Genomic DNA, 20,533 nt, shown 5'->3' with positions numbered 1-20,533 from the left:
CAAATCAGATCGCCTTTAGGTCAGTCAGGCGCTGTTTGATCTTGTGGCTAAGTTTCTGGATATCACCGGCCAGCTCTTTCTGGGCTTCTTCGGTACGGTTGGCCTGATGCAGACTGACAATGGATGAGGCCTTGAAATGGAACATCTTGTGAGCCGCCTGAAGATCATGGAAGGCGGCAAAGTCGCCCAGATTCTTTTGACCTTCACTGTAGATCCAGTGGCCCAGCTCGCACTTGTTGTCACAGGCGATTTTCTCTGGCTCCAGCTCTTCATGACTGCGTCCGGCCAGATAGGTTTCCAGACGGGTCAGCCAGTTTTCATGGGCCGCGATGGATACATCAATATTCAGGCTCTGGCTTGCACGGCGTGCTGCTGCCTGTGCTACCACAGCGTTTTTATCATCATGGCCGAAGCCAAAAAAAGCCAGTAATCCCATGGCAACTCTCCTGAAACAGTTAGCCGAATGGCAGTAATCCATGCGGCAAATATCGAAACTGAAGAAATGATAAAACCCTGAATGGCGTAAATATTGATCGAGGTCTGGAAATGAATACTGATCGATCGTTTTGTATGCACTCCCAATCTCATGGTGCGACTGCCAATAATGACAGTGTTAGTGAATGCTCGTTTTACCGCGGCAGGCCATGAACAATGCTGAAATATTGGCTGGAGTGCCCGGTATGCATCCTGACAGTTCTCAAATGGCCAGGGCCTGGCTGGAACCTCTGACTGGTGGTATACAGCGCTTTTTTGACGCAGGTGAGGTCATCAGCCGCCCGGACAGCGGCGATAACCGTCTGTTCCGCTTGCAGACAGGCTCAGCGCGAATCTTCCTGACTGGCGAACAACGCGAGCTGACCCTCGGCTGTCTGAATCCGGGCTGTGTGTACGTCACTCATACCCGTGCCTGGGTGGCGGCACTGGAATCCTGCAGCACCATCAGTTGGCCGCTTGATCAACTCACGCGCCTGATCACCGATTCGCCAGAGCTGGCGGTGCAGGCGCTACGCGAGGTGGGTTTGATGCTGCATCAGGCCATTAACCTGATTGAAGATCTGGCATTTCGTTCGGTGGAGTCGCGGCTGGCGCGTTATCTGTTGCTGGAGCTGGATAATCAGGGTGGCCATTTACTACGTTTGCCTGGCAATACCGGCCTGTTGGCCAGCCTGCTTGGAACCTCGCGCCAAACCCTGTCGACGGTGATTAACCGACTGATTCGGGATGGCTTGCTGGAGCGGCCGGATCGCCATCATTTACTGGTGCTGGACAGTCGGCTGTTACAACAGCTGGCGGATACTTCGTCGTTACTGTCAGCTGGCTGACAGTCGTGCTGGTACGGTTGTTCTAGAGTGGCGCAGATACCTGGGCAATTCCAACCGAACAGGAGCCACCATGACCAGTACCGACCGTTATGTCAGTTTTTGCGGAATCGATTGTGACGGCAATGCCCGTCAGCTGATGGACATTCTGAACCAGCACCTGGTTGCCGAAGATGGCGACCCGCGCTGGTGTCAGTATTTTCGGGATAAACAGTTACAACAGCAGCAAATGGGCCAGGACAGCCTCTATTTTGTCGGTGCCCAGATGAACAACCTGTACAGCTATCTGGAAGGTTGTGGCGATGAAATAGCCTTGCAGCTGTTATGGAAGCTGGAACAGGAATGCTGTTGATAATACTGTTTTCAGCCTGTAAGGCAGGTGGTATGCGGCCTCGGCGGCCAACGTCAGCACTTCTTGATTCGTCATTTTGAGCCAGTGGTTATAAAGCCGCTGACTATCCAGTCAATGCTGTATTGCCAAAAGCAGCCTGACGGGCGCAGTCTAAGATCATAGTGTTGCCAGCTGAACTTGTTCGCCAGGACCCGGTCAACCGAATAGATGGACATCGTATATGTCCCGGGTTTCGGGCATGTGCGGGTCCCTGTTTGTACCGGCTTCTGACAACGGCTTTCCTGGCAAGGCCCGATGTTGAAGTTCTCCACTGGAGATGCCGATCATGACCCGCTTTCTGCTGTACACCGGTTTTCTGCTGACCATTGGCCTGTTCGCCAGTGGCGTAGAAGTACAGCCTGAATTTGGCATGTTCGATCCGCAGCTGGTACTTCAGCCTGACAGTGCCTCAACGATTCTGGATATTATTCCTGCGTTGCTGGCGTCCCTGTTACTGGCTCCTGCACTGCTGTTATTTGCTCTCCTCCTGGTTGTGCCTTTGCCCACTCCTCCGGCACAACCGGTCTTTTCGCCATCGGAAACAGTCCAACGCCGCGGCCCACCGCGTTTCCCTCTGTAATTCCTCGTTGACTGACTAATCCCGGTTGTTCTGCAACCCATTCGATCCGATTCCAGAAAATAAGGTGGACGGGGCCTTTGCACCCGTCCCGCAGGAGTACTCCTATGAACCGTATGCGCAAACTGAACCTGTTCACTGTTTCCAACGTAGACGAACTGGCCTGGCCAGAAACCCCACGCCAGATGTCCATGGATACCATGGCACTCGAATTCTTTACCGACTTCGTGATGAAAGAACCACTGGTAATCGACAAGAATTTGGGTGCTGAACATGCCCGTGCGGTGATGATCAAAACTCACGTACGCCTGAAACTGGTGGTGAACAGCGACAAACAATTCGTCGGCATCATTTCTGCCGAAGACCTGAGCGATGAAAAAATCACTCTGGCAGCGATGAAACGTGGTGTATCCCGTAGCGATCTGGAAGTGAAGGATCTGATGACTCGCAAGCAGGACCTGCTGGCGATGAGTATTGAAGAAGTGGAGTTTTCCACCATTGGCGACGTGATCAACTTCCTGAAAGACAACCATCAGCAGCACTGCCTGGTGATTGACCACGACCGTCACCGTATTCGCGGAATTTTCTCCGCCAGTGATATTTCCCGCAAACTGCGTCTGCCGATCAACATCAACGACCAGTCCAGCTTTTACAAGGTATTCGCCGCGGTTTCATAAGCGCAGGCAGCCTGAGGCTGAATAACAGGCAAAAAAAAGCCCCGTCCGGACAGCAGGCGCCAGACGGGGTCAACAGGAACGTAAGGTCTCTTACTCTCCGCTAGCAAACAACCAACTGGATGAGGAGGGATGGTTGTTTGCTCCGATGAACAGTATTTAACCGCATCCGATTGTTTTTTCCGGCCATGGCGAATCAACGTGAAGGGTTGGAAAATCCAACCTCTGATTGACCCGATAGCGGTTTTAATCGGCACTCCCGCAATTTTTCCTCGATAAGTGGCTGATTGGAGCATTCTCGTCAGCCTTCATTTCTGGCTGGCGCAACCATCAATAATGGCAATACTGCCACAATTGCGCCCTTTTCTGGTTGACGCTTTTGTCATCAAACGGCAGATTCCGTTTGGTAATCTTTTGTTTGTTCCCGTAAGGAAGCGTTAATGAACAGCCAGACGTATCCTGCCCACGCCTTCTTCGATGGGTTTGCCAAAGGCAAATCGTCTGGAAGCCTCGAATTATCCGATACCGGTTTGCAGTTTCAGGGCGGCGGGCAATCGGTACGAATGCCCTTTAATGGCCTGCTCATGCGTATGGGCGGTGCCCGTAATCGACTGGTGTATTTCACCCATCCCGCTTGTCCGAGCTGGACGTTATTCACCGCCGACCGTTCGGTTCTGAACCATCCCGCCCTGCGTGCTCATCCTGAATTGCAACATCAGCATCGCGCTGCTCGTCGGGTGAACGCCCAGGGACACCTGTGGTTAGTGGCCAGCCTGTTATTGCTGGTTGGGCTGTGTGCAGGCACTTACTTCAGCTGGAGTGGAGTGGTGCATCTGGCGGCCCGCCAGATTCCGCAGGCATGGGAAGAATCCATGGCTGATACTGCCATGGACGAAATCCGCCTGCGTGAACAGCTGATGCCACAGGCCAACGTCGAGCGCTGGTTAACCCCGGTAGCCCAGCCGTTGCTCGATACCCTGAGTCAGTCTCCTTACCGGTTCCAGCTGTTTATTGTGAACGACCCCGCCATTAATGCCTTCGCCTTGCCGGGCGGACGGATCGTTGTGAATTCCGGTCTGATTCTGGCTGCCAATAACGCCAGCGAACTGCTGGGCGTTTTGGCCCATGAAGCGTCCCACGTTACTGAACAGCATGGCACCCGCAACCTTATCAGTACGGCGGGCACCTATATGCTGCTGAACCTGTTGGTTGGTGATGCCTCAGGCCTTGCTGGGCTGGCGGTGGGAGCTGCCCCCGTGCTGGTGAACCAGAGTTACTCCCGCGATTTTGAACGAGAGGCCGACCGCCTCGGTTTTGGCTTGTTATTACAGGCCGATATTGATCCTCACGGCCTGCATGATTTTTTTATGCGGCTGCAACAGGAAGAACAAAAACGTCTGCAAGAATTCGGCGATGAACATACCCGCGAGCTGGTAACCGCTACCTATCAGGTGCTGGCCAGTCATCCGGCAACCGCCGAACGCATCGCCAACTTGCAGGATTTGATTCAACAAAACGGGGCGGACCGCTCTTATTACAACCTCGACTCGGAATTCCGGGCGCTGAAGCAGGCAGTCTCGGAGTTTGTAACGGAATCAGAACAGGAGCCTGAGCAGGATGAAGGTAGAGATTAACGGTGGGCAGGCATTTGCCCATTTGCAGGTGGAGCTGGCTCCGGGGGAAAGTATTGTCACCGAGTCTAATGCCATGTCGAGTATGGATGCCAACATCGACCTTACCGCACAGCTGAACGGTGGGCTGGTGCGTGGTCTGCTGCGCAAATATCTGGGTGGTGAAACCCTGTTTATCAGCCGTTTTTCCAACAACACCCAGGAGCCTCGCTCCTTGTATCTGGTGCAACCCACACCGGGTGACATCCGTTGTGTGGATATTGATGAAAACGGCCTGTTTCTGCAGGGCGGAGCCTTTCTGGCCTGTACCCCGGAGGTCAAACTGGGCGTGAAGTGGGCCGGTATTGTGTCGTTCCTGGCCGGTGAAGGTCTGTTCAAACTTTACGCCCACGGCAACGGCAAACTCTGGTACGGCGCTTACGGCGCACTGGTCGACAAGGAGGTGGACGGTGAATACATCGTTGATACCTCGCATCTGGTGGCCTGGCAGCCCGGCATGGAGCTGAAATTGCAGCTGGCAGGTGGCCTGTTCTCGTCGATTTTTTCAGGTGAAGGTCTGGTTACCCGTATTGAAGGTAACGGCAAGATCACCATCCAGAGCCGCAGCCTGTCCGGGTTGGGCTCCTGGCTGAACCCGAAATTCTGAAGGAGCCGAGGATATGGAAGTAGAACTGATTCATCGCCCCGGCAACACCGCCGCACGGGTATCCCTGCAGCCGGGTGAAGTCTGCACCACTGAGTCCGGCGCCATGATCGCCATGAGTGGCAACATGCAAATCGAGACCACCACCCACCAGAAAGGCAAAGGCAGTGTGCTCAAGGCGCTGAAACGTCTGGTTGGTGGCGAGTCGATTTTTATGAACCACTTCGAGCCTCTGGGGGGCAAGGGCGAGTTGTGGCTTGGCACCGCGCTGGCCGGTGACATGCTGGTACACGAACTCGATAACGAGCAGCTGATTGTGCAGGGCTCATCCTTTCTGGCCAGCGAACAGGGCGTAGAGCTGGACATCGGCTGGCAAGGTTTCAAGTCGGTGCTGTCCGGTGAAAACATCTTCTGGCTGACCCTTACCGGCAAGGGTAAAGTCGTGCTCAGTTCGTTTGGGGCGATTTACCCGGTAGAAGTGGACGGTGACTACATCGTGGATACGGGCCATATCGTTGCCTTTGAACAGACGCTCGATTTCAGCATCACCAAGGCGGGCAAAAGCTGGCTGCATTCGTTCCTGGGTGGCGAAGGTCTGGTATGCAAGTTCAGCGGTCGTGGCACCGTCTGGTGTCAGTCGCATAACCCGCAAAGTTTCGGCAGCAGCCTGACTCCCAACCTGATCGCAAGGAAAGCCTGATCATGTATAACCTGATTCTGACTGGCAAACTGGAGCCCGGCACCAACCCACGTGACGCTCTGGCGGGCCTCGCCAAACTGTTAAAAGTCGACGATGCCAAAGCGCGCGAGATTGTCCGTAACGCCCCGGTCTGTATTCGTCGCAACACCGACGCTGCTATGGCCGAACGGGTGGTTGCCGCCATGAAAGCCATTGGTATCCGTATCCAGCTGGAGCCGGTGGCCGCTGCCCCAGCGGCTGATGGGCTTGCTGGTACTGGTGTTGGTACTGGTGTTGGTACTGGTGTTGGTACTGGCGAAGTGGCGAGCACAGCGGGCGCGGCAAACGCAGTATCCGTAGCGAAAACAACCAACAGCGCTGCCAGCGCCAAACCGGCACGCCCGGAACAGCCATCAACCAGCCTCAAGGTCATCGCCGGAGGCAAACCGGCGGCAGCCAACCCTGTAGATAAAGCGCAGACCCCGGATAGCCAACAGACAGCACAGGCTCCCCATACACCGGCAGCGCCGGAAAGCTTCAAAGGCTTCCGTTATCAACTCAGCGGCCAACCGGATTACTGCTTTATATCGGTCGAAATCCCCGCCGGTGAAACCATCAAGGTGGAAGCCTCGGCCATGGCCTCCATGACCACCAATATGCTGATGAAAACTCGCGCCAAGGGTGGCCTCAGTCGTTTTATGTCGGGTGAATCGGTTTTTATAAACGAATTCACCGCCGACACCGTACCGGGTGAAATTGGCATCGCCCCCGGCTCACCGGGCGACGTTAAACACCTGTATCTGGATAACGAAGAAGTCTTCCTGCAAAACTCCGCATTTGTTGCCAGCGGCATGGGAGTGGTCGCTGAAAGCAAATGGCAGGGCTTTACCAAAGGTTTCTTCTCCGGTGAAAGCCTGTTCCTGATCCGCTGTAGCGGCCAGGGTGACCTCTGGTTCAACACCTACGGCGCCATGATCGAAATCGACGTTGCTGGTGACTACGTGGTCGACACCGGCAATATCGTTGGTTTTACCAGCGGCCTCGACTACGACATCCAGTCGGTGGGCGGCTACAAATCGCTGTTCTTCTCCGGCGAAGGCCTGGTCTGCCGCTTCCGTGGCCACGGCAAAGTCTGGATTCAGACCCGCAGCGTGCCTGCGTTTGCCAGCTGGGCGAACTGGTATCGGCCAGTGAAGAAGAAATAAGCCCGTCAGGGTGACAGCGAGAGAGACATTGCAAGCGAAAAAACAGCGAGCGAATAAACAGCAAGCGAATAAGCAGCGAGCAAAGAAAACCCCGGAATTCCGGGGTGAATAGAAATTCGTTGAAAAGACGATACTGCGGTCCTGAAATGGAAATAATCTCTACAAAAGGAAGAAAAGATGTCTGATAAAATGCCAAAAATCCCAGAATCCTTGTCCGAATGGACTGACGAAATCAAGGCGACAATCAAACCATTTGTGTCTATTCGTTTAACTGCAAATGCTCCAGAAAATATCTGGGCCAGCCGTATTGGCGGTCAGGCTTTCTTGCCAAGTAATATGCAGATTCCAGTGGATATTGACGGCGAAGAAATGCCGTTGCTAGCCCAGATTAACCTGGATGAATGCCCATCGCTTGCGGGCTTTCCTAATGGTGGTTTGTTGCAGTTTTATGTCAGAGAGGAGATGGCTGGGGCTTACTTCCCGGAAGAATATAACGATGACTATTGGAATGCCATCGTGTCAGGTCAATATTCCAGAGTTGTTTATTTGCAGAGTGTTCCTTCAACTGAACAGCCTGATGAGTTGACCTGTGGTAAATTTTTTAACCCTGAAGATATGGACGAATTTCCAACGTATGGCGGTTGTTACGGCATGGAGTTCTCTATCAAACAGGAATATGTTAACGCGTCAGCGTCTCCGGAATTTGAAGCATTTTATAGTACGACCGGATCGGAAGAGGATGTGTTTGATTTCGGTATAAACTATGATGAATCATTTTCTGAAGATGATAACTATACTGGTGGGTCTGAGCACAAGCTGGGTGGATATCCGGCGTTTACGCAGGGTGATATTCGAGTAACGGCTGATGCAGGTGATTGGGTGTTGTTGTTTCAGTTAGATTCGACATCGGAACCTGATGACGACGATGTCGGTCTGATGTGGGGTGATGCTGGCATTGGCAATTTCTTTATTCATCGAGATGATCTGGCCAAACTGGATTTTTCTCGTGTAGCGTTTAGCTGGGATTGTCACTGATTCTTATTGGATAATGAAAACCCGATAGTGAATAATTTTATTCGCTATTGCACAAGGGACCCTCTGAATAACTCGGTGCCCGCTCTGGCTTATCGGGATGGCGATGAATCACGAAGCCGGTTTGATGGCATAGCGGGCTACGTCAAAAACCGGCGACACCGAGTCATCGCCATCCCGAAAGCCCCGAAGGGCGCGGGCTGCAGCGCATTTGAGCGGTGTTGACGAACTTGAAAAGGACTTGTCATTTCGCTGCGTTCGTCGCCTTGCTCACACGCGCTGCAGCGCTCGCGCAGAGCTGTGCAGAGTTATTCAGAGTGTCCCAAGCTTTCGTACAAAGCCGACTCGGTGTTTTTTGAATACTGGGTCGGTATTTCAGTTCTGGTAACCCCCTCCGGTTCTGTTTGGATTGTACTTGCGATTGACGTAGCGTCTTCTCTTTATCGGTTATTGGTATTGATTTAGCCGAGTGTCGTCGATGTGTGCGCCGATTGTTGTACAGATATTGGAATGAACACTGACAACGAACACCCGCTATCCTGTTCGAAGCCACTTTCAGAGGGACCTGTTGTGATTCATTTTTTGGCCTTGTCCGGCAGCTTGTGTAAAAGCTCGTACAACACCGCGGTTCTGCAGGCCATGGCGACGCTGGCACCGGATGGCATTGCTATTCAGATCGGTTCGATTGCCGAACTGCCGCTGTTTAACCCCGACCTCGAAGATCAGCCCATTCCTGCGTTGGAGTTGCTGCGGAGCCAGTTACAACAAGCCGACGGCCTGATTATCGCCAGCCCGGAATACGCCCATGGCGTCAGCGGCCCGCTGAAAAACGCCCTCGACTGGCTGGTCAGTGGCACCGAGTTTCCCTACAAACCGGTGATGCTGGTTAACACCTCACCCCGCGCTAGTCACGCCCTGGCCTCACTGCGCGAAATCATCACCACCATGTCCGGCCAGATCGTTGAACCCGCCTGCATCACCGTACCCCTGCTGGGCAGCGGGCTGGATGCGCACGGAATTGTGGAAAACCAGGCCATAGCTGAAGTATTGGTCGACGCAGTGAAGACGTTTGGAGAAGTGTGTCGGGAGCGGTAGTGCCGCTCCCGTACAAGGTCGTTAAGGATTACTTGTCGGAAGGAAAAACTACTATATCCGGGGCAAATCATTTCCGCGAAAACGGGACAAAATCACAGGTTTGGTGGAATGAGAGGTTAGACGTTATGGTAAGCCTTAAGCCAGTGATCAAGGTCACCCGCTAGATCATCGAAGGACACCATCGAAACGGCATTTGAATCAATCATTGTTCGATCCATGCGCCATTTCAACCTATCCTTTTCCTGTTGAGAGAGGTTCATATCCTTGCCGATTACTATAAGACCCTGAAAGGTGGCGCGACGACTACCAAATGTGTTAACGAAGTCTGCAGTGCTTCGTTTGTCTTCCAGTTTCCAGAGCCAGTCGATGAGTTGTGAGTACGCGCCTTCAAAGCGAGGAGCCCAATCGGGTGTCGCTTTCTTTCCCTTCTGTTTAAATACGCTATCAGTCGCGCCATTCTCGAACTCGACAAGGAGATAGTGATGTACTTTTGAGTCTCCAACTACTAAGTCAGCAACGAAATCTCCATCAAGTTCGTACTCATGCGCAAAGCGGTCTGGTGTTTTTATGTTCGGAAAGTAACTGCAGATCAAGAGTGAAAGATCTTTGCTCTTCTTAAAGAAAGGCAATACATCCTTCTGCTCCGACAGCGTCGGCTTGGCTGCAAGAAGAGCTCTGTAATCATTCCATTCTGTTCGGCATTTAATCGGATCTAGGAGGTGAGGCTGCAGATTCTTCATTCCTGTCCCTCCCGTTTGACTAGGCGACCCAAACGATCATGATCAACAATGTCCTCAAGAACGCAGGTCTCGCCCTCGAAAGATAGTACCAAGCGTAGCTTTGGACTGCCCCGGTAGACAAAGAGCTTCCTACCAGAAAGGTCCGACGTGAGCACGTGGATTTTCGGGCTATGGCGCAGAGTCACCTGATCGAACGCGAGCAATTCTTTAAGAGCTCGGTTGATATGCTTCTGCTCAGTTTTCTGTAATGACCGTAGAGCTATTTCAGCTCGGCGCTCGATATGTAGGTGCATGGTTTAGATGCTCAATGAATATGTGCATGGGGTCTAAATTTATTCCTGCGCATACGCGTTTTTCTGGTGACGCAATTTTTTGCGAAAAGAAGGTAGGTATTTGAGTTGATGGCTGATTTCCATTTTCACTGAACTCTCCTTCCTGGAAAAACAAGCGTGGACTGCTGGTTATGCTGCGTGCATTTACTCTGCACTCACAGCACAAAACGTTGAACGGTATGGACTTACGCTAACAGCAACCGAAAAGTCGCGCAATCTGTGAATACTCGGACATTGGGGTTGTTGCTGGTTTGATGATGCTGCTGGTAAAAGCAGGGATTCTGGAAGGGGGGAACACAGGTAACAATCTGTTTTAAAAGCAGATTTATGCCTTGAATGCTCTGGTCTTGATTGGCCTCACGCTAGGCTTGGTAACATCGCGTAATTGACTGCTTGCTGATAGAAGTTGGGCGGTGGCTTCGCCACGGCCCAACCTGCATTGACACTTCGGGTCTGCGCTTATTCTATGCGCCCGACGCCCGACGCCCGGCTTCAGACGCCCGACCTCAAATCACAACCGACTCTGTCCATACGTCAGTTTGGCGACTTCACTGGCCTGTGGGCCTGGTACGGCACTGCCGGACACTTCGGTAACCGGGAAGATGGCGTTGATTTGGCCGGTGCCGGAGCTGCCGAAGTATGGGGTGATGACGTCGACTTTGCCGGTGTATTCAGACCAGCCCAGTGCGCCGAGCAGCATGGCGGTGTCGTGCATAAAACCTTCACCGTGACCTTTGGCGGCGTATTCCGGCAGCATTTCGCAGAAGGCTGGCCATTGGCCGTTTTCCCACATGTTCACCACTTCTTTATCCAGGGTTTCCAGGAATGGGCTCCAGATTTTATCGGAGAAGTCCGGGGCCTGGCCGTTCTGGGCGAAGCGGTGGGAGAGGGAGCCGGAGGCGAGAATGGCGACGGTGCCGTCGTAGTGTTTTTCGATGGCTTCACGCAGGGCCCAGCCGAGGCGGGCGCTGTCGTTCAGGTAGTGCACGGTGCACAGTGCGGAGATGGATACCACTTTGTAGTGGTTGTCCTTGTTCATGTAGCGCATTGGCACCAGGGTGCCGTATTCCGGGGCCAGGGTGGTGGCGTCGTGGGCCATGGTTTCGACGCCCTGTTCGCTGGCAACACGAGCGATCAGGTTGCCCAGTTCCGGGTTGCCGTGCAGGTTAAACGGCATGTTGCTGATGAAGTGTGGCAGCTCGTTACTGGTGTAGGTGCCTTCCCAGTGCGGTGCGCAGTTGATGTGGTAACCGGCGTTGACCAGCCAGTGGGTGTCGAACACCACAATGGTATCGACGCCCAGTTCGCGACAACGGCGGTCGATTTCCATGTGGCCATCAATCGCGGCCTGACGACAGCCTTTGCGTGGGCCGTCCAGTTCGGACAGGTACATGGATGGTACGTGGGTAATTTTGGCGGCCAATGCGAGCTTGCCCATAGTTCTCTTCCTTTTTTGTTATCTGCTGTTCGAGGCAGTTGCGGTCGTTTGCCGTTGTGAGGCGGCGTCGGTGCGGTTGGCATGGTGCCGCTGCCGGATGGCAATCCCGTGGGATACCATCGCCAGAGCGGGGGCCAGCGCCAGGCATAACATCAGGTACGCAAGGCCGTGGGCCATGAGTACCGGGGTCAGCTGGGCGAGGGCGGAGCCACATACCAGCTGAATACATCCCATCAAGCCCGAGGCAGTCCCGGCATTGCCGGTTGCGCAGGCGATCGCAGCAGACTGGGCATTGGGCTGGCTGAGGCCACGTCCAAAGGTTACCACTGCCATGGGTAAAAACAGGGCTGCCAGTGACAACCAGTTGATCGAGACGGCCAGAAACAGCACCAGGCCTCCGAGTAACGACAGGCTGTTGCCGATCAGTACCACCTGGTCGATGCTGAAGCGGCTGGCGAGGCGGGTTGAGAGAAAACTGCCCGCCATAAACGCCAGCGATACCGCCATAAACCAGCTGCCGAACTCGGCAGAGTTACCGCCGAGGTTCTGCACCACCAGATACGGCGCGCTGCCCACAAACAGGTAAAACGCGGCGGCAATCCAGGTGGTTGAAAAGGCATAACCGAGGTATTCGGTGCTACCCAGCAGTTGCCGGTATTGGCCTAACACTCGTCCTACCCGCAGTTCCGGGGTGCGTTGCTGGCAGGTTTCCGGCAGGAGTCGCCACGCCAGTCCGGCGACCAGCAGTGCCAGCAGCACCGGAATCACAAAGCTGCTTTGCCAGCCGTACCAGAGGGCCAGAAAACCCCCGAGGGTGGGGGCAATCGACTGGGCGATGGCGACCGACATCACCATGTATCCCATCTTGGCCGAGGCGCCGTCGCGACCGTACACATCAATAACGATGGTGCGCGCCAGTGACATGGCGGTACTGCCACCGGCGGCCTGTAACACCCGTCCGGCAATTAACCAGCTGACATCACTGGCCAGCAGCGCCATCACACTGCCGACGGAATGCAGCAACAAACCGCTGATCACCACTGGCCGTCGACCGTAAAAATCCGCCAGCGGCCCGGCCAGCAGCTGACCAATCGCCAGCGTCAGCAAGTAGGCGGTAAAGGTCAGCTGGATGGTGCTGATGTCGGTGCCCAGTGCCTGGGCGGCGTCTGGCATTGCTGGCACGAACAGGTTCAGTGCCAGCGGGGAAGCCAGAGCGATGGTCGACAACAGCGGCAGTGGTGGTGTTTTCACAATCGTTACCGGTGGTTGGATCGGGGCCGGGCGTCAGGTCCGCAGCCCGGCCCAGGGCTCCTTACGCCTGCGGGTTGCGCAGAACCATCATGCGGATTTCGGTCATGTCCTCGATGGCGTAACGCACGCCTTCGCGGCCGATGCCGGAGTCCTTCACGCCGCCGTACGGCATGTGGTCAACACGCCAGCTTGGTACGTCGCCGATTACCACACCGCCGACGTCCAGTTCGTCCCAGGCTTTCTGGGCTTTGTAGATGTCGCGGGTGAAGATGCCGGCTTGCAGGCCGAAGTCGGAGTTGTTCACTTCTTTCAGGGCGGCGTCGAAGTCGGAGAACTTGCTCAGAATCGCAACCGGGCCGAAGGCTTCCTGGGTGTTAACGTTCTGACCGGCCGGTACGTCACACAGCAGGGTGGCTTGCAGCATCGCGCCTTCACGCTCGCCGCCGCACAGTACGGTGGCTCCGGCTTCTTTAGCTTCCAGAACCCAGTTGTGCAGGCGGGTGGCTTCTTTCTCGGAGATCATCGGGCCGATAAAGGTTTTTTCGTCAGCCGGGTCGCCGTGCACCAGTTCGGCAACCGCTTTGGTCAGACGGGTTTTGGCTTCTTCGTACAGGCTTTCGTGAACCATGATGCGCTGTACAGAAATGCAGCTCTGGCCAGACTGGTAATAAGCGCCAAACACGATGCGGCCAACGGCGTCGTCGAGGTCGGTGCCTTCGTCAACGATACAGGCGGCGTTGCCACCCAGTTCCAGTACCACCGGCTTCTTGCCTGCTTTGGCTTTCAGCTGCCAGCCCACTTCCGGGGAGCCGGTGAAACTCAGCAGTTTCAGGCGGTCGTCGGTGGTGAACAGGTCGGCACCGTCGCGGTGACACGGCAGGATCGAGAACGCGCCTTTTGGCAGGTCGGTTTCGGCCAGAATCTCACCGATGATCAGCGCGCCAATCGGGGTCAGCGAAGCTGGTTTCAGCACAAATGGGCAACCTGCAGCCAGTGCCGGTGCAACCTTGTGAGCAGCCAGGTTAAGCGGGAAGTTAAACGGCGAAATAAAGGAGCATGGGCCAATCGGCACACGTTTCCACTGGCCGCTGTAACCTTTGGCGCGTGGGCTGATGTCGAGCGGGATCACTTCGCCGTAAATACGGGTGGCTTCTTCGGCGGCGATCTTGAAGGTGTCGATCAGACGGGTCACTTCACCACGGGCATCCTTGATCGGCTTGCCTGCTTCTACACACAGAGCCTGGGCCATTTCTTCAAAGCGTTCTTCAAAACGACGCACGCAGTGGTAAATGATTTCCTGACGCTTGTAGGCAGGCATCTTGCGCATTGGCTCGGTGGCTTCAACCGCCGCCTGAATGGCGCGGTCGATGGCGGCAGCGTCGGCCATGGCGACGCGGGTGGCCACTTCGCCGGTGTATTTGTTGGTAACGGCCAGATCCTGGTTAGGGCTGTGTGGCTCGTTGGCGAGGTAGAAGGGGTAGGATGCCTTCAGCATGTCTGGACTCCGTGGGGTCGTTGGCCGGACTGCAGGGCAGTACCGGTGCGGCCGAAACCGTTCTTCACTGTTGTTATGTACCAGCGGTTGCTGGTAACAGACGTTGCCCCGACAGAGGGATGAGCGAACTCTGTTGGGGCAACGCTGTACCCTTGTTTCACCTTCCGTGGTGAGTCTGGCCTGTTCCGCTGCTGTCTGCGGCAGCAGTGGATGGCTAAAGTTAATATGTTAAGTAAAATATAGTTAACATGTTATCTAGTGTCAACGCACAAGCGGCGGGAATCACCGTCGGAGTGACGGCTTATTGAGCTGAATCAGGGCAGGGATTGAGGCAAATCAGGATAAACCGCAGGCCAGCGGGTCGGCGCTGGCCGTGGTTAAACGTTGAGCAGGGCTGCAATCAGGGTTTGAGCTGAACCAGCTGGGTTAACAGGTCGTCGAGGATCTGCATTTTTTCCGGCGACAGCTGGCTGGTCATTTCGGCGTAACGGCCTTCGAGACGTGGGCTGACCGAGGCAAACATGTCTTTCGACTGGTCGGTCAGGCTGATCAGGATACGGCGCTGGTCTTCGGTGGACTTGCGACGTTTGATAAATCCCTGCTGTTCCAGACGGGTGAGAATGCCGGTCAGGCTCGGGCTGAGAATACAGCAGAGATCGGCCAGCTGCTTGGACTCCAGCTCCTCGTATTCATTGAGGGCACGAATCACTCGCCACTGCTGCTCGGTCAGGCCGATTTCCTGCAGGATCGGGCGAAAAAAGCTCATCGTGGCTTCGCGTGCTTTTAACAGCTTGAGGGGAATGGAGTCGTCAAACTTGCGCATGAATCTGTCTTCCGTTCTTGTCGTTGTATGGGGACATCCGGGTCCGTTGGTGTGTATCAGTGTATGCCCATCTGTTCCATTACCAGCAGCAAACCGCTGGTGACGATCAGCATCACCAGACTATAGGGCAGGTTGTGCTTCAGCATCTGCCGGCTTTGCGTATGGTACTGGGCTTGCACAATAAAGTTGAGGCCACTGAACACGCTGCCCGACATCGACAGCGATACACCCATTATATATCCCACCGCCATCAGGGTCGGGGTGGTGGTGATGTCGTGCATCAGGCCTGCAAAAATCGCAAACAGGGCGAACTGGTGAACCCCGAGACTGGCAATGATAAAGGTCGCCAGCATGGTCAGAATCGCCACCAGGGCACTGGTCTGTTCAAACGGCACGCTGATCAGGCCGGTGGTAATACAGGATTTTACGCCAGCGGCGAGAAATCCGGCGGCCAGAAACAGCGATACTTCCGGGCGAGCATTCGGCAACTGGCGGGTAATATGTTGTTGCAGGGTAGTGATACCGGTTTTGAGACCACTGCGGCTGAACATGATCAGGGTCGGAATCAGCACCGCCACGCTGGAAACCACCACCAGCATTGGTACGGTCGGAAACAGCTGATGGGTGATCAGCAGGGTGCCAATCAACACCGCAGGCAAAAACAGGGTGGCTGGGCGAATCGGATAACCCCGGTAGTCGGGCAGTTCATCGTTATAACGCAGGCGCGCTTCCAGCAGCGTGTAAAGAATGCCAACCGCTACCAGCGTCAGGCTCCAGGGATAGACCTGCTGCATCTGTACACCGGGCACCTGTTCAAGAATCAGTGGAATCATACTGAGGAAGGGGGACCAGAAAATCGCCAGCGAGAACCCGCGTGACAGCAGGATATACGACAGCGGGCTGATACGGCCGTTATTCTGGATCTGGTCGCCGATCAGCACCAGCGACGAGAAATTCGCCACCGATGAAAACAGGTGCATTCCCCCGAAGGTCAGACCAAAACTGCGCAGGCCGGTGCTTTTGCTGCCTGCGTACAAACGCGTCGCCAGCCGGATAAAGTTCACCGCCGCCAGCAGCATCACCAGCTTCAGGTGTTCACGCATCATCTTCAGCAGATCCAGCTCAGCCCCGCGCGAGCTGGCCCACAGGGCAAAACCGAAACCGGCGGCGATCAGCACCAGAATCGGCGTGCGCTGCTTGCGGCTCATCCGTGGCACTTCAATCAGCACAAACGTCCACGCCAGCAAGGTCGCAACCGTAGTGGTTTCCAGCAGTGCCAGTGAGTCCAGCAGGGTTAACGCCCAGGTCAGGATCAGCAGCACACCGGATACGGCCACCGGCGGCCAGAAGCCTGGCAAGGCAGATGCCTGTGCCGACGGATGAGCAGGTGATGGAGCCGGTGACGGGGCTGATGAATGGGCAGCAGGGCGGTTCAAGAAAATTCTCTTAAGATATTAATGATATTGGTGGCCATAGTACCAAAAAGCGGGTGACGGTATGAAGACTGGCCTCGGCAGCCGCGGGATTGGTCCGGATTGCCGGTCTGGTGCTCCCGGTAGTTCAGGTGAGCGCTTCAGGCCAGATCGGGCTGGGCGCTGTGCTGCTCGCGGAAATCCCGTGGGGTCTGGCCGGTCTGCTTGCGGAAAAACCGCGAAAAATACGACGGGTCGGTAAAGCCCAGCTGGAAGCCGATGTCGTTGATGGTGTGGCTGGAGTACAACAACAGACGTTTGCTTTCCTGCAGCATGCGGTCATGAATCAGGCGTTTCGGCGGGCAGTTGGCGACCCGCTGACAGATATGATTCAGGCGGCTTTCACACACACCAATGGTCGAGCAGTAGTGGGTCAGCGACCAGCGATTACGGTATTCGCGTTCGATCAGCTCGGAAAAACGCCGGAACAGGCGCAGTTCTTCGCTGTTCACGATACTGGATTCCGACGCCGCCGGGCGCAGACGCAGCAGCTGTAACAGCAGCAGGCGCACCAGGGTTTCCAGCGCAAATCGTTTGTCCGGGGCGTCGCCGGTCCATTCATCCTGGAGGGCGGCAAGGGTGTGGCTCAGGCGTTGCCAGAGCACCTGACCGTGCTCGTCGAGTTTGCGTTGTTCGATGCCTACCGGCTGCAGGCGCTCAACTTCCAGATGGGTGTGCTGGCTGTCGTGTAACAGGTGCCAGACCAGTGATTCGTGGATGGTGAGCACGTAACCGGTCATACCGGGTTCGGTCATAAAGGAATGGGGCACCGAGGCCGGGGTCAGGAAACAGCTGGGGCCAAAGCAGTGGTAAACCTGATCATCAATGTAGAAATGACTTTCACCGCCATCAATAAAGTGGATCTGCAGAAAACGCGCATGGCGATGCACGGGCATATCGCGGCCAAAAAAATCGGCCATACGCCCCAGCACATCAAAATGGATGCTGGCGTTTTCGTAGTGACGGTCATAGTCCTGACCAATCACGATATTGGGGATCCATTCGTTATTGTTATTAACTGGCATGTTGTTTTTTCCGCTGCAGTCGGGTGTCTGGCGTCGGGAGTCGGGCGCGTATCAGCTCCAGTCGTCTGACTCCCGTCACCAGACCCGTCAGTACACCGATCCTTTTTCCTGTTTCGGGGCGCTCAGGCCTGCTTTGAAGCGGGCGGCCAGTTCGGTGGTGGCTTTCATCAGCAAGCCGGTGTCGGTGCCTACCCCTACAAACATAGCGCCCAATTCGATGTAACGCTGGGCCAGGCTCTGGTCGGCAATCAGGATGCCGGGGGCTTTGCCAGCGGCAACGATGCGTTGGATGCCATCTTCAATCACGGTCTGCACGTCCGGGTGGGCCGGATTGCCGATATGGCCCATGGCGGCGCTGAGGTCGGACGGGCCAATAAACACACCATCCACACCGTCGACGGCCAGAATGGCGTCCAGATTCTCGACCCCTTTGACGGTTTCGATCTGGATCAGCACACACATCTGCTCGTTGGCGGTTTTCAGGTAGTTGGGAGTGCGGTTGAACTCGGAAGCACGTGCCAGGGCACTGCCTACGCCACGAATTCCCTGCGGTGGATAACGGGTGGCAGCAACCACTTCGGCGGCCTGTTCGGCGGTTTCGACCATTGGCGCCAGAATGGTCTGGGCTCCGAGGTCGAGAATCTGCTTGATACGAACGCTGTCAGGCCAGGCCGGACGCACAATCGGGGTTAACGGATACGGCGCTACTGCCTGCAGCTGACCAAGAATGGTCTGCAGGTCGTTAGGGGCGTGTTCAGCGTCGATCAGCAGCCAGTCAAAACCGGCACCGGCACACAGCTGGGCGGTGTAGCTGTTGGCCAGACCCAACCACAGACCGATCTGGGCACGATCGCCTTTCAGGGCTTGTTTGAAGATGTTTACAGGAGCGGACATAAAAGATCCCTTGTCTGGCGTCGGGGGACTGGCGTCAGGCGCGATACTGTTTAGCTCCAGACACCTGACTCCAGACTCCCGACCAGTAAATGATTGTTTCTCGTTCCCACGCGCCTGCGAGGGAACGTCACCGGTTGACTACCACGCAGGAGCGTGGGAGCCAGTCTGAGCGCGATACTGTTTAGCTCCAGACACCTGGCTCCAGACTCCCGACCAGTAAATTACTTGAAGAAACAGGTAATCGAGCCCATTGGGCCGTAGTCGACCTGGAAGGTATCCCCTTTACGCGCCGGTACCGGACGGGTGAAGGAGCCGCCCAGAATAATCTGGCCCGGTTCGAGGGTAATACCGTACGGATGCAGACGGTTGGCCAGCCAGGCCACGCCGTTGGCCGGGTGGTTCAGCACGCCAGCGGCGACACCGGTTTCTTCGATCACGCCGTTACGATACAGCAGCGCGGAGATCCAGCGCAGGTCGACTTCGCTCGGTTTGATCGGACGGCCACCGAGGATAATGCCGGCGTTGGCGGCGTTATCGGAGATGGTGTCGAACACCTTGCGTGGGCGGCCGGAGTCCGGGTCGATGGACTGCGAACGGGCGTCGATCAGTTCCAGCGCCGGGATCACGTAGTCGGTGGCGTTGTACACATCAAAGATAGTGCAGTTCGGGCCGGACAGCGGCGCCTTGAGGATAAACGCCAGTTCAACCTCGATACGCGGCACGATAAAACGGTCGGTCGGAATATCGGCGGCGTCCTGGAACAGCATGTCGTCCAGCAGGGTGCCGTAGTCCGGTTCGTCGATCTGCGATGACATCTGCATGGCGCGAGAGGTCAGGCCGATCTTGTGGCCGATGATCTTGCGGCCTTCAGCCAGCTTGAGTTTCAGCCACTCGCTCTGGATCTTGTAGGCATCCGGGATGGTGATGTCCGGGTATTGCAGGGAGATCTGACGGATCTGCTTGCGCTCTTTTTCGGCCTGGTGCAACTGCGCCGCGCAGTCTTTGATAATGTCTTCAGACAGCATGGCTTATGCTTCCTGTGGGGCTGATGGATGGCCAATGGATTTCAGGTAATCGCTTTCGCTGATCATGTAGTTCACCAGACGACCAACACCTTCAACTTCGGTGACGATTTCGTCGCCCGGCTTCACGTCTGCCAGACCTTCCGGGGTGCCGGTGAAAATCATGTCGCCCGGTTCCAGCGTCATGATGTTGCTCAGGTACTCAACCAGATACGGAATGTTGAACACCAGGTCCTTGGTGGAGCCTTCCTGCTTGAGTTCACCGTTGATCCAGGTGCGCAGGGTCAGGTTGTGCGGATCGGCAACATCGGCAGCGTCAACAATGTACGGGCCAACCGGGGTGCAGGTATCGCGGCTCTTCACCCGCAGGTTCGGGCGATAGTAGTTTTCCAGATAGTCGCGGATGGCGTAGTCGTTACCGACGGTGTAGCCACCGATGTAACTCATGGCGTCTTCACGGGAGACGTTTTTGGCGGTTTTGCCAATCACGGCCACCAGCTCACACTCGTAGTGCATGTAGGCCACGTTGTCCGGACGGTAGGTGTTCTTGTTGTGGCCGAGCAGGGCGTTCGGGCCTTTCAGGAATACCAGTGGTTCATCCGGTGCCTTGAACGACAGTTCGGCGGCGTGGTCGGCGTAGTTGATGGCCAGAACAAAAATCTTGCCGTCGCAAGGTGGCTGCCAGTCGGCGTCGGCCTGGGCAATTACCGTACCGTCGGCCAGTACGGCGTCGAGGTTGTCGTTAACGGTGACGTTGGTCAGTTCACCGTTCACCAGAATACGTGCGCGTTTCAT

21 protein-coding genes are annotated in these 20,533 nt (G+C 55.6%); 10 read left to right on the top strand and 11 right to left on the bottom strand.

The genetic code is table 11. The features are described 5' to 3' along the window. Positions 1-4: 4 nt before the first annotated feature. Positions 5-436 (bottom strand): CZB domain-containing protein, encoded by a 432-nt coding sequence (locus OUO13_RS19690; RefSeq protein ID WP_283175616.1) that lies wholly within the window; start codon positions 434-436, stop codon positions 5-7. Between the two features lie 244 nt (positions 437-680). On the opposite strand from OUO13_RS19690, the gene OUO13_RS19685 reads away from it, so the two are divergent. From OUO13_RS19685 to OUO13_RS19640, 10 genes are all read left to right on the top strand, one after another. After that, complete coding sequence (locus OUO13_RS19685) at positions 681-1,322, top strand: Crp/Fnr family transcriptional regulator (protein WP_283175615.1); 642 nt, start codon at positions 681-683, stop codon at positions 1,320-1,322. A gap of 70 nt (positions 1,323-1,392) precedes the next feature. Beyond that, a complete protein-coding gene (cowN, locus tag OUO13_RS19680) occupies positions 1,393-1,671 on the top strand; it encodes a N(2)-fixation sustaining protein CowN (RefSeq protein ID WP_283175614.1) in 279 nt (92 codons plus the stop codon). Positions 1,672-1,996: 325 nt separating this feature from the next. Then, positions 1,997-2,290, top strand: coding sequence for a hypothetical protein (locus OUO13_RS19675; protein WP_283175613.1), 294 nt, complete (start codon positions 1,997-1,999; stop codon positions 2,288-2,290). 104 nt (positions 2,291-2,394) lie between these two features. Continuing rightward, on the top strand, positions 2,395-2,964 hold the full coding sequence (locus OUO13_RS19670; RefSeq protein WP_283175612.1) for a CBS domain-containing protein: 570 nt from the start codon (positions 2,395-2,397) through the stop codon (positions 2,962-2,964). A gap of 437 nt (positions 2,965-3,401) precedes the next feature. Continuing rightward, complete coding sequence (locus OUO13_RS19665; RefSeq protein WP_283175611.1) at positions 3,402-4,595, top strand: M48 family metallopeptidase; 1,194 nt, start codon at positions 3,402-3,404, stop codon at positions 4,593-4,595. Then, positions 4,579-5,238, top strand: a complete 660-nt coding sequence (locus OUO13_RS19660; protein ID WP_283175610.1) for a TIGR00266 family protein — start codon at positions 4,579-4,581, stop codon at positions 5,236-5,238. The genes OUO13_RS19665 and OUO13_RS19660 overlap by 17 nt, the downstream gene beginning before the upstream one ends. 13 nt (positions 5,239-5,251) lie before the next feature. Next, positions 5,252-5,935, top strand: a complete 684-nt coding sequence (locus OUO13_RS19655; RefSeq protein ID WP_283175609.1) for a TIGR00266 family protein — start codon at positions 5,252-5,254, stop codon at positions 5,933-5,935. A 2-nt stretch (positions 5,936-5,937) separates the two neighbouring features. Continuing rightward, on the top strand, positions 5,938-7,119 hold the full coding sequence (locus tag OUO13_RS19650) for a TIGR00266 family protein (protein WP_283175608.1): 1,182 nt from the start codon (positions 5,938-5,940) through the stop codon (positions 7,117-7,119). A gap of 177 nt (positions 7,120-7,296) precedes the next feature. Beyond that, positions 7,297-8,154 (top strand): YwqG family protein, encoded by an 858-nt coding sequence (locus tag OUO13_RS19645; RefSeq protein ID WP_283175607.1) that lies wholly within the window; start codon positions 7,297-7,299, stop codon positions 8,152-8,154. 567 nt (positions 8,155-8,721) lie between these two features. Beyond that, positions 8,722-9,246, top strand: a complete 525-nt coding sequence (locus OUO13_RS19640) for an NADPH-dependent FMN reductase (RefSeq protein ID WP_283175606.1) — start codon at positions 8,722-8,724, stop codon at positions 9,244-9,246. Between the two features lie 116 nt (positions 9,247-9,362). Here the strand turns inward: OUO13_RS19640 and OUO13_RS19635 are convergent, their stop codons facing one another. The 10 genes from OUO13_RS19635 to OUO13_RS19590 form a co-directional block, all read right to left on the bottom strand. Next, on the bottom strand, positions 9,363-9,986 hold the full coding sequence (locus OUO13_RS19635; protein ID WP_283175605.1) for a Shedu immune nuclease family protein: 624 nt from the start codon (positions 9,984-9,986) through the stop codon (positions 9,363-9,365). An 843-nt stretch (positions 9,987-10,829) separates the two neighbouring features. Beyond that, positions 10,830-11,756, bottom strand: a complete 927-nt coding sequence (gene hpaD, locus OUO13_RS19630; protein WP_283175604.1) for a 3,4-dihydroxyphenylacetate 2,3-dioxygenase — start codon at positions 11,754-11,756, stop codon at positions 10,830-10,832. Between the two features lie 18 nt (positions 11,757-11,774). Beyond that, a complete protein-coding gene (locus tag OUO13_RS19625; RefSeq protein ID WP_283175603.1) occupies positions 11,775-13,007 on the bottom strand; it encodes a multidrug effflux MFS transporter in 1,233 nt (410 codons plus the stop codon). 61 nt (positions 13,008-13,068) lie between these two features. Next, complete coding sequence (locus OUO13_RS19620) at positions 13,069-14,502, bottom strand: aldehyde dehydrogenase family protein (RefSeq protein WP_283175602.1); 1,434 nt, start codon at positions 14,500-14,502, stop codon at positions 13,069-13,071. Positions 14,503-14,902: 400 nt separating this feature from the next. Next, positions 14,903-15,325 (bottom strand): homoprotocatechuate degradation operon regulator HpaR, encoded by a 423-nt coding sequence (hpaR, locus tag OUO13_RS19615; protein WP_283175601.1) that lies wholly within the window; start codon positions 15,323-15,325, stop codon positions 14,903-14,905. Between the two features lie 56 nt (positions 15,326-15,381). Then, positions 15,382-16,761 (bottom strand): hypothetical protein, encoded by a 1,380-nt coding sequence (locus tag OUO13_RS19610; protein WP_283175600.1) that lies wholly within the window; start codon positions 16,759-16,761, stop codon positions 15,382-15,384. 137 nt (positions 16,762-16,898) lie between these two features. After that, positions 16,899-17,822: a 4-hydroxyphenylacetate catabolism regulatory protein HpaA gene (gene hpaA, locus OUO13_RS19605; protein ID WP_283175599.1), complete on the bottom strand. Its 924-nt coding sequence runs from the start codon at positions 17,820-17,822 to the stop codon at positions 16,899-16,901. Between the two features lie 87 nt (positions 17,823-17,909). Beyond that, the gene (hpaI, locus tag OUO13_RS19600) at positions 17,910-18,716 is read right to left on the bottom strand and encodes a 4-hydroxy-2-oxoheptanedioate aldolase (RefSeq protein ID WP_283175598.1); all 807 of its coding nucleotides are present in this window, start codon (positions 18,714-18,716) and stop codon (positions 17,910-17,912) included. 221 nt (positions 18,717-18,937) lie between these two features. After that, positions 18,938-19,741 carry a 2-oxo-hept-4-ene-1,7-dioate hydratase gene (hpaH, locus tag OUO13_RS19595; protein WP_283175597.1) on the bottom strand — a complete coding sequence of 268 codons (804 nt, stop codon included), beginning with the start codon at positions 19,739-19,741 and terminating at the stop codon, positions 18,938-18,940. A gap of 3 nt (positions 19,742-19,744) precedes the next feature. Next, positions 19,745-20,533 carry a fumarylacetoacetate hydrolase family protein gene (locus OUO13_RS19590; protein WP_283175596.1) on the bottom strand — a complete coding sequence of 263 codons (789 nt, stop codon included), beginning with the start codon at positions 20,531-20,533 and terminating at the stop codon, positions 19,745-19,747.

Origin of the sequence: Parathalassolituus penaei (assembly GCF_026626885.1) — a bacterium.
Classification (GTDB): domain Bacteria; phylum Pseudomonadota; class Gammaproteobacteria; order Pseudomonadales; family Oceanobacteraceae; genus Oceanobacter; species Oceanobacter penaei.
The sequence above is the reverse complement of the archived record's forward strand: the minus strand, read 5'-3'. Positions and strand labels throughout refer to the sequence as shown.

Coding starts and splice junctions, on each gene's coding strand:
- OUO13_RS19690 (WP_283175616.1), bottom strand. CDS start 436: ATGGGATTACTGGCTTTTTTTGGCTTCGGCCATGATGATAAAAACGCT.
- OUO13_RS19685 (WP_283175615.1), top strand. CDS start 681: ATGCATCCTGACAGTTCTCAAATGGCCAGGGCCTGGCTGGAACCTCTG.
- cowN (WP_283175614.1), top strand. CDS start 1,393: ATGACCAGTACCGACCGTTATGTCAGTTTTTGCGGAATCGATTGTGAC.
- OUO13_RS19675 (WP_283175613.1), top strand. CDS start 1,997: ATGACCCGCTTTCTGCTGTACACCGGTTTTCTGCTGACCATTGGCCTG.
- OUO13_RS19670 (WP_283175612.1), top strand. CDS start 2,395: ATGAACCGTATGCGCAAACTGAACCTGTTCACTGTTTCCAACGTAGAC.
- OUO13_RS19665 (WP_283175611.1), top strand. CDS start 3,402: ATGAACAGCCAGACGTATCCTGCCCACGCCTTCTTCGATGGGTTTGCC.
- OUO13_RS19660 (WP_283175610.1), top strand. CDS start 4,579: ATGAAGGTAGAGATTAACGGTGGGCAGGCATTTGCCCATTTGCAGGTG.
- OUO13_RS19655 (WP_283175609.1), top strand. CDS start 5,252: ATGGAAGTAGAACTGATTCATCGCCCCGGCAACACCGCCGCACGGGTA.
- OUO13_RS19650 (WP_283175608.1), top strand. CDS start 5,938: ATGTATAACCTGATTCTGACTGGCAAACTGGAGCCCGGCACCAACCCA.
- OUO13_RS19645 (WP_283175607.1), top strand. CDS start 7,297: ATGTCTGATAAAATGCCAAAAATCCCAGAATCCTTGTCCGAATGGACT.
- OUO13_RS19635 (WP_283175605.1), bottom strand. CDS start 9,986: ATGAAGAATCTGCAGCCTCACCTCCTAGATCCGATTAAATGCCGAACA.
- hpaD (WP_283175604.1), bottom strand. CDS start 11,756: ATGGGCAAGCTCGCATTGGCCGCCAAAATTACCCACGTACCATCCATG.
- OUO13_RS19620 (WP_283175602.1), bottom strand. CDS start 14,502: ATGCTGAAGGCATCCTACCCCTTCTACCTCGCCAACGAGCCACACAGC.
- hpaR (WP_283175601.1), bottom strand. CDS start 15,325: ATGCGCAAGTTTGACGACTCCATTCCCCTCAAGCTGTTAAAAGCACGC.
- hpaA (WP_283175599.1), bottom strand. CDS start 17,822: ATGCCAGTTAATAACAATAACGAATGGATCCCCAATATCGTGATTGGT.
- hpaI (WP_283175598.1), bottom strand. CDS start 18,716: ATGTCCGCTCCTGTAAACATCTTCAAACAAGCCCTGAAAGGCGATCGT.
- hpaH (WP_283175597.1), bottom strand. CDS start 19,741: ATGCTGTCTGAAGACATTATCAAAGACTGCGCGGCGCAGTTGCACCAG.
- OUO13_RS19590 (WP_283175596.1), bottom strand. CDS start 20,533: ATGAAACGCGCACGTATTCTGGTGAACGGTGAACTGACCAACGTCACC.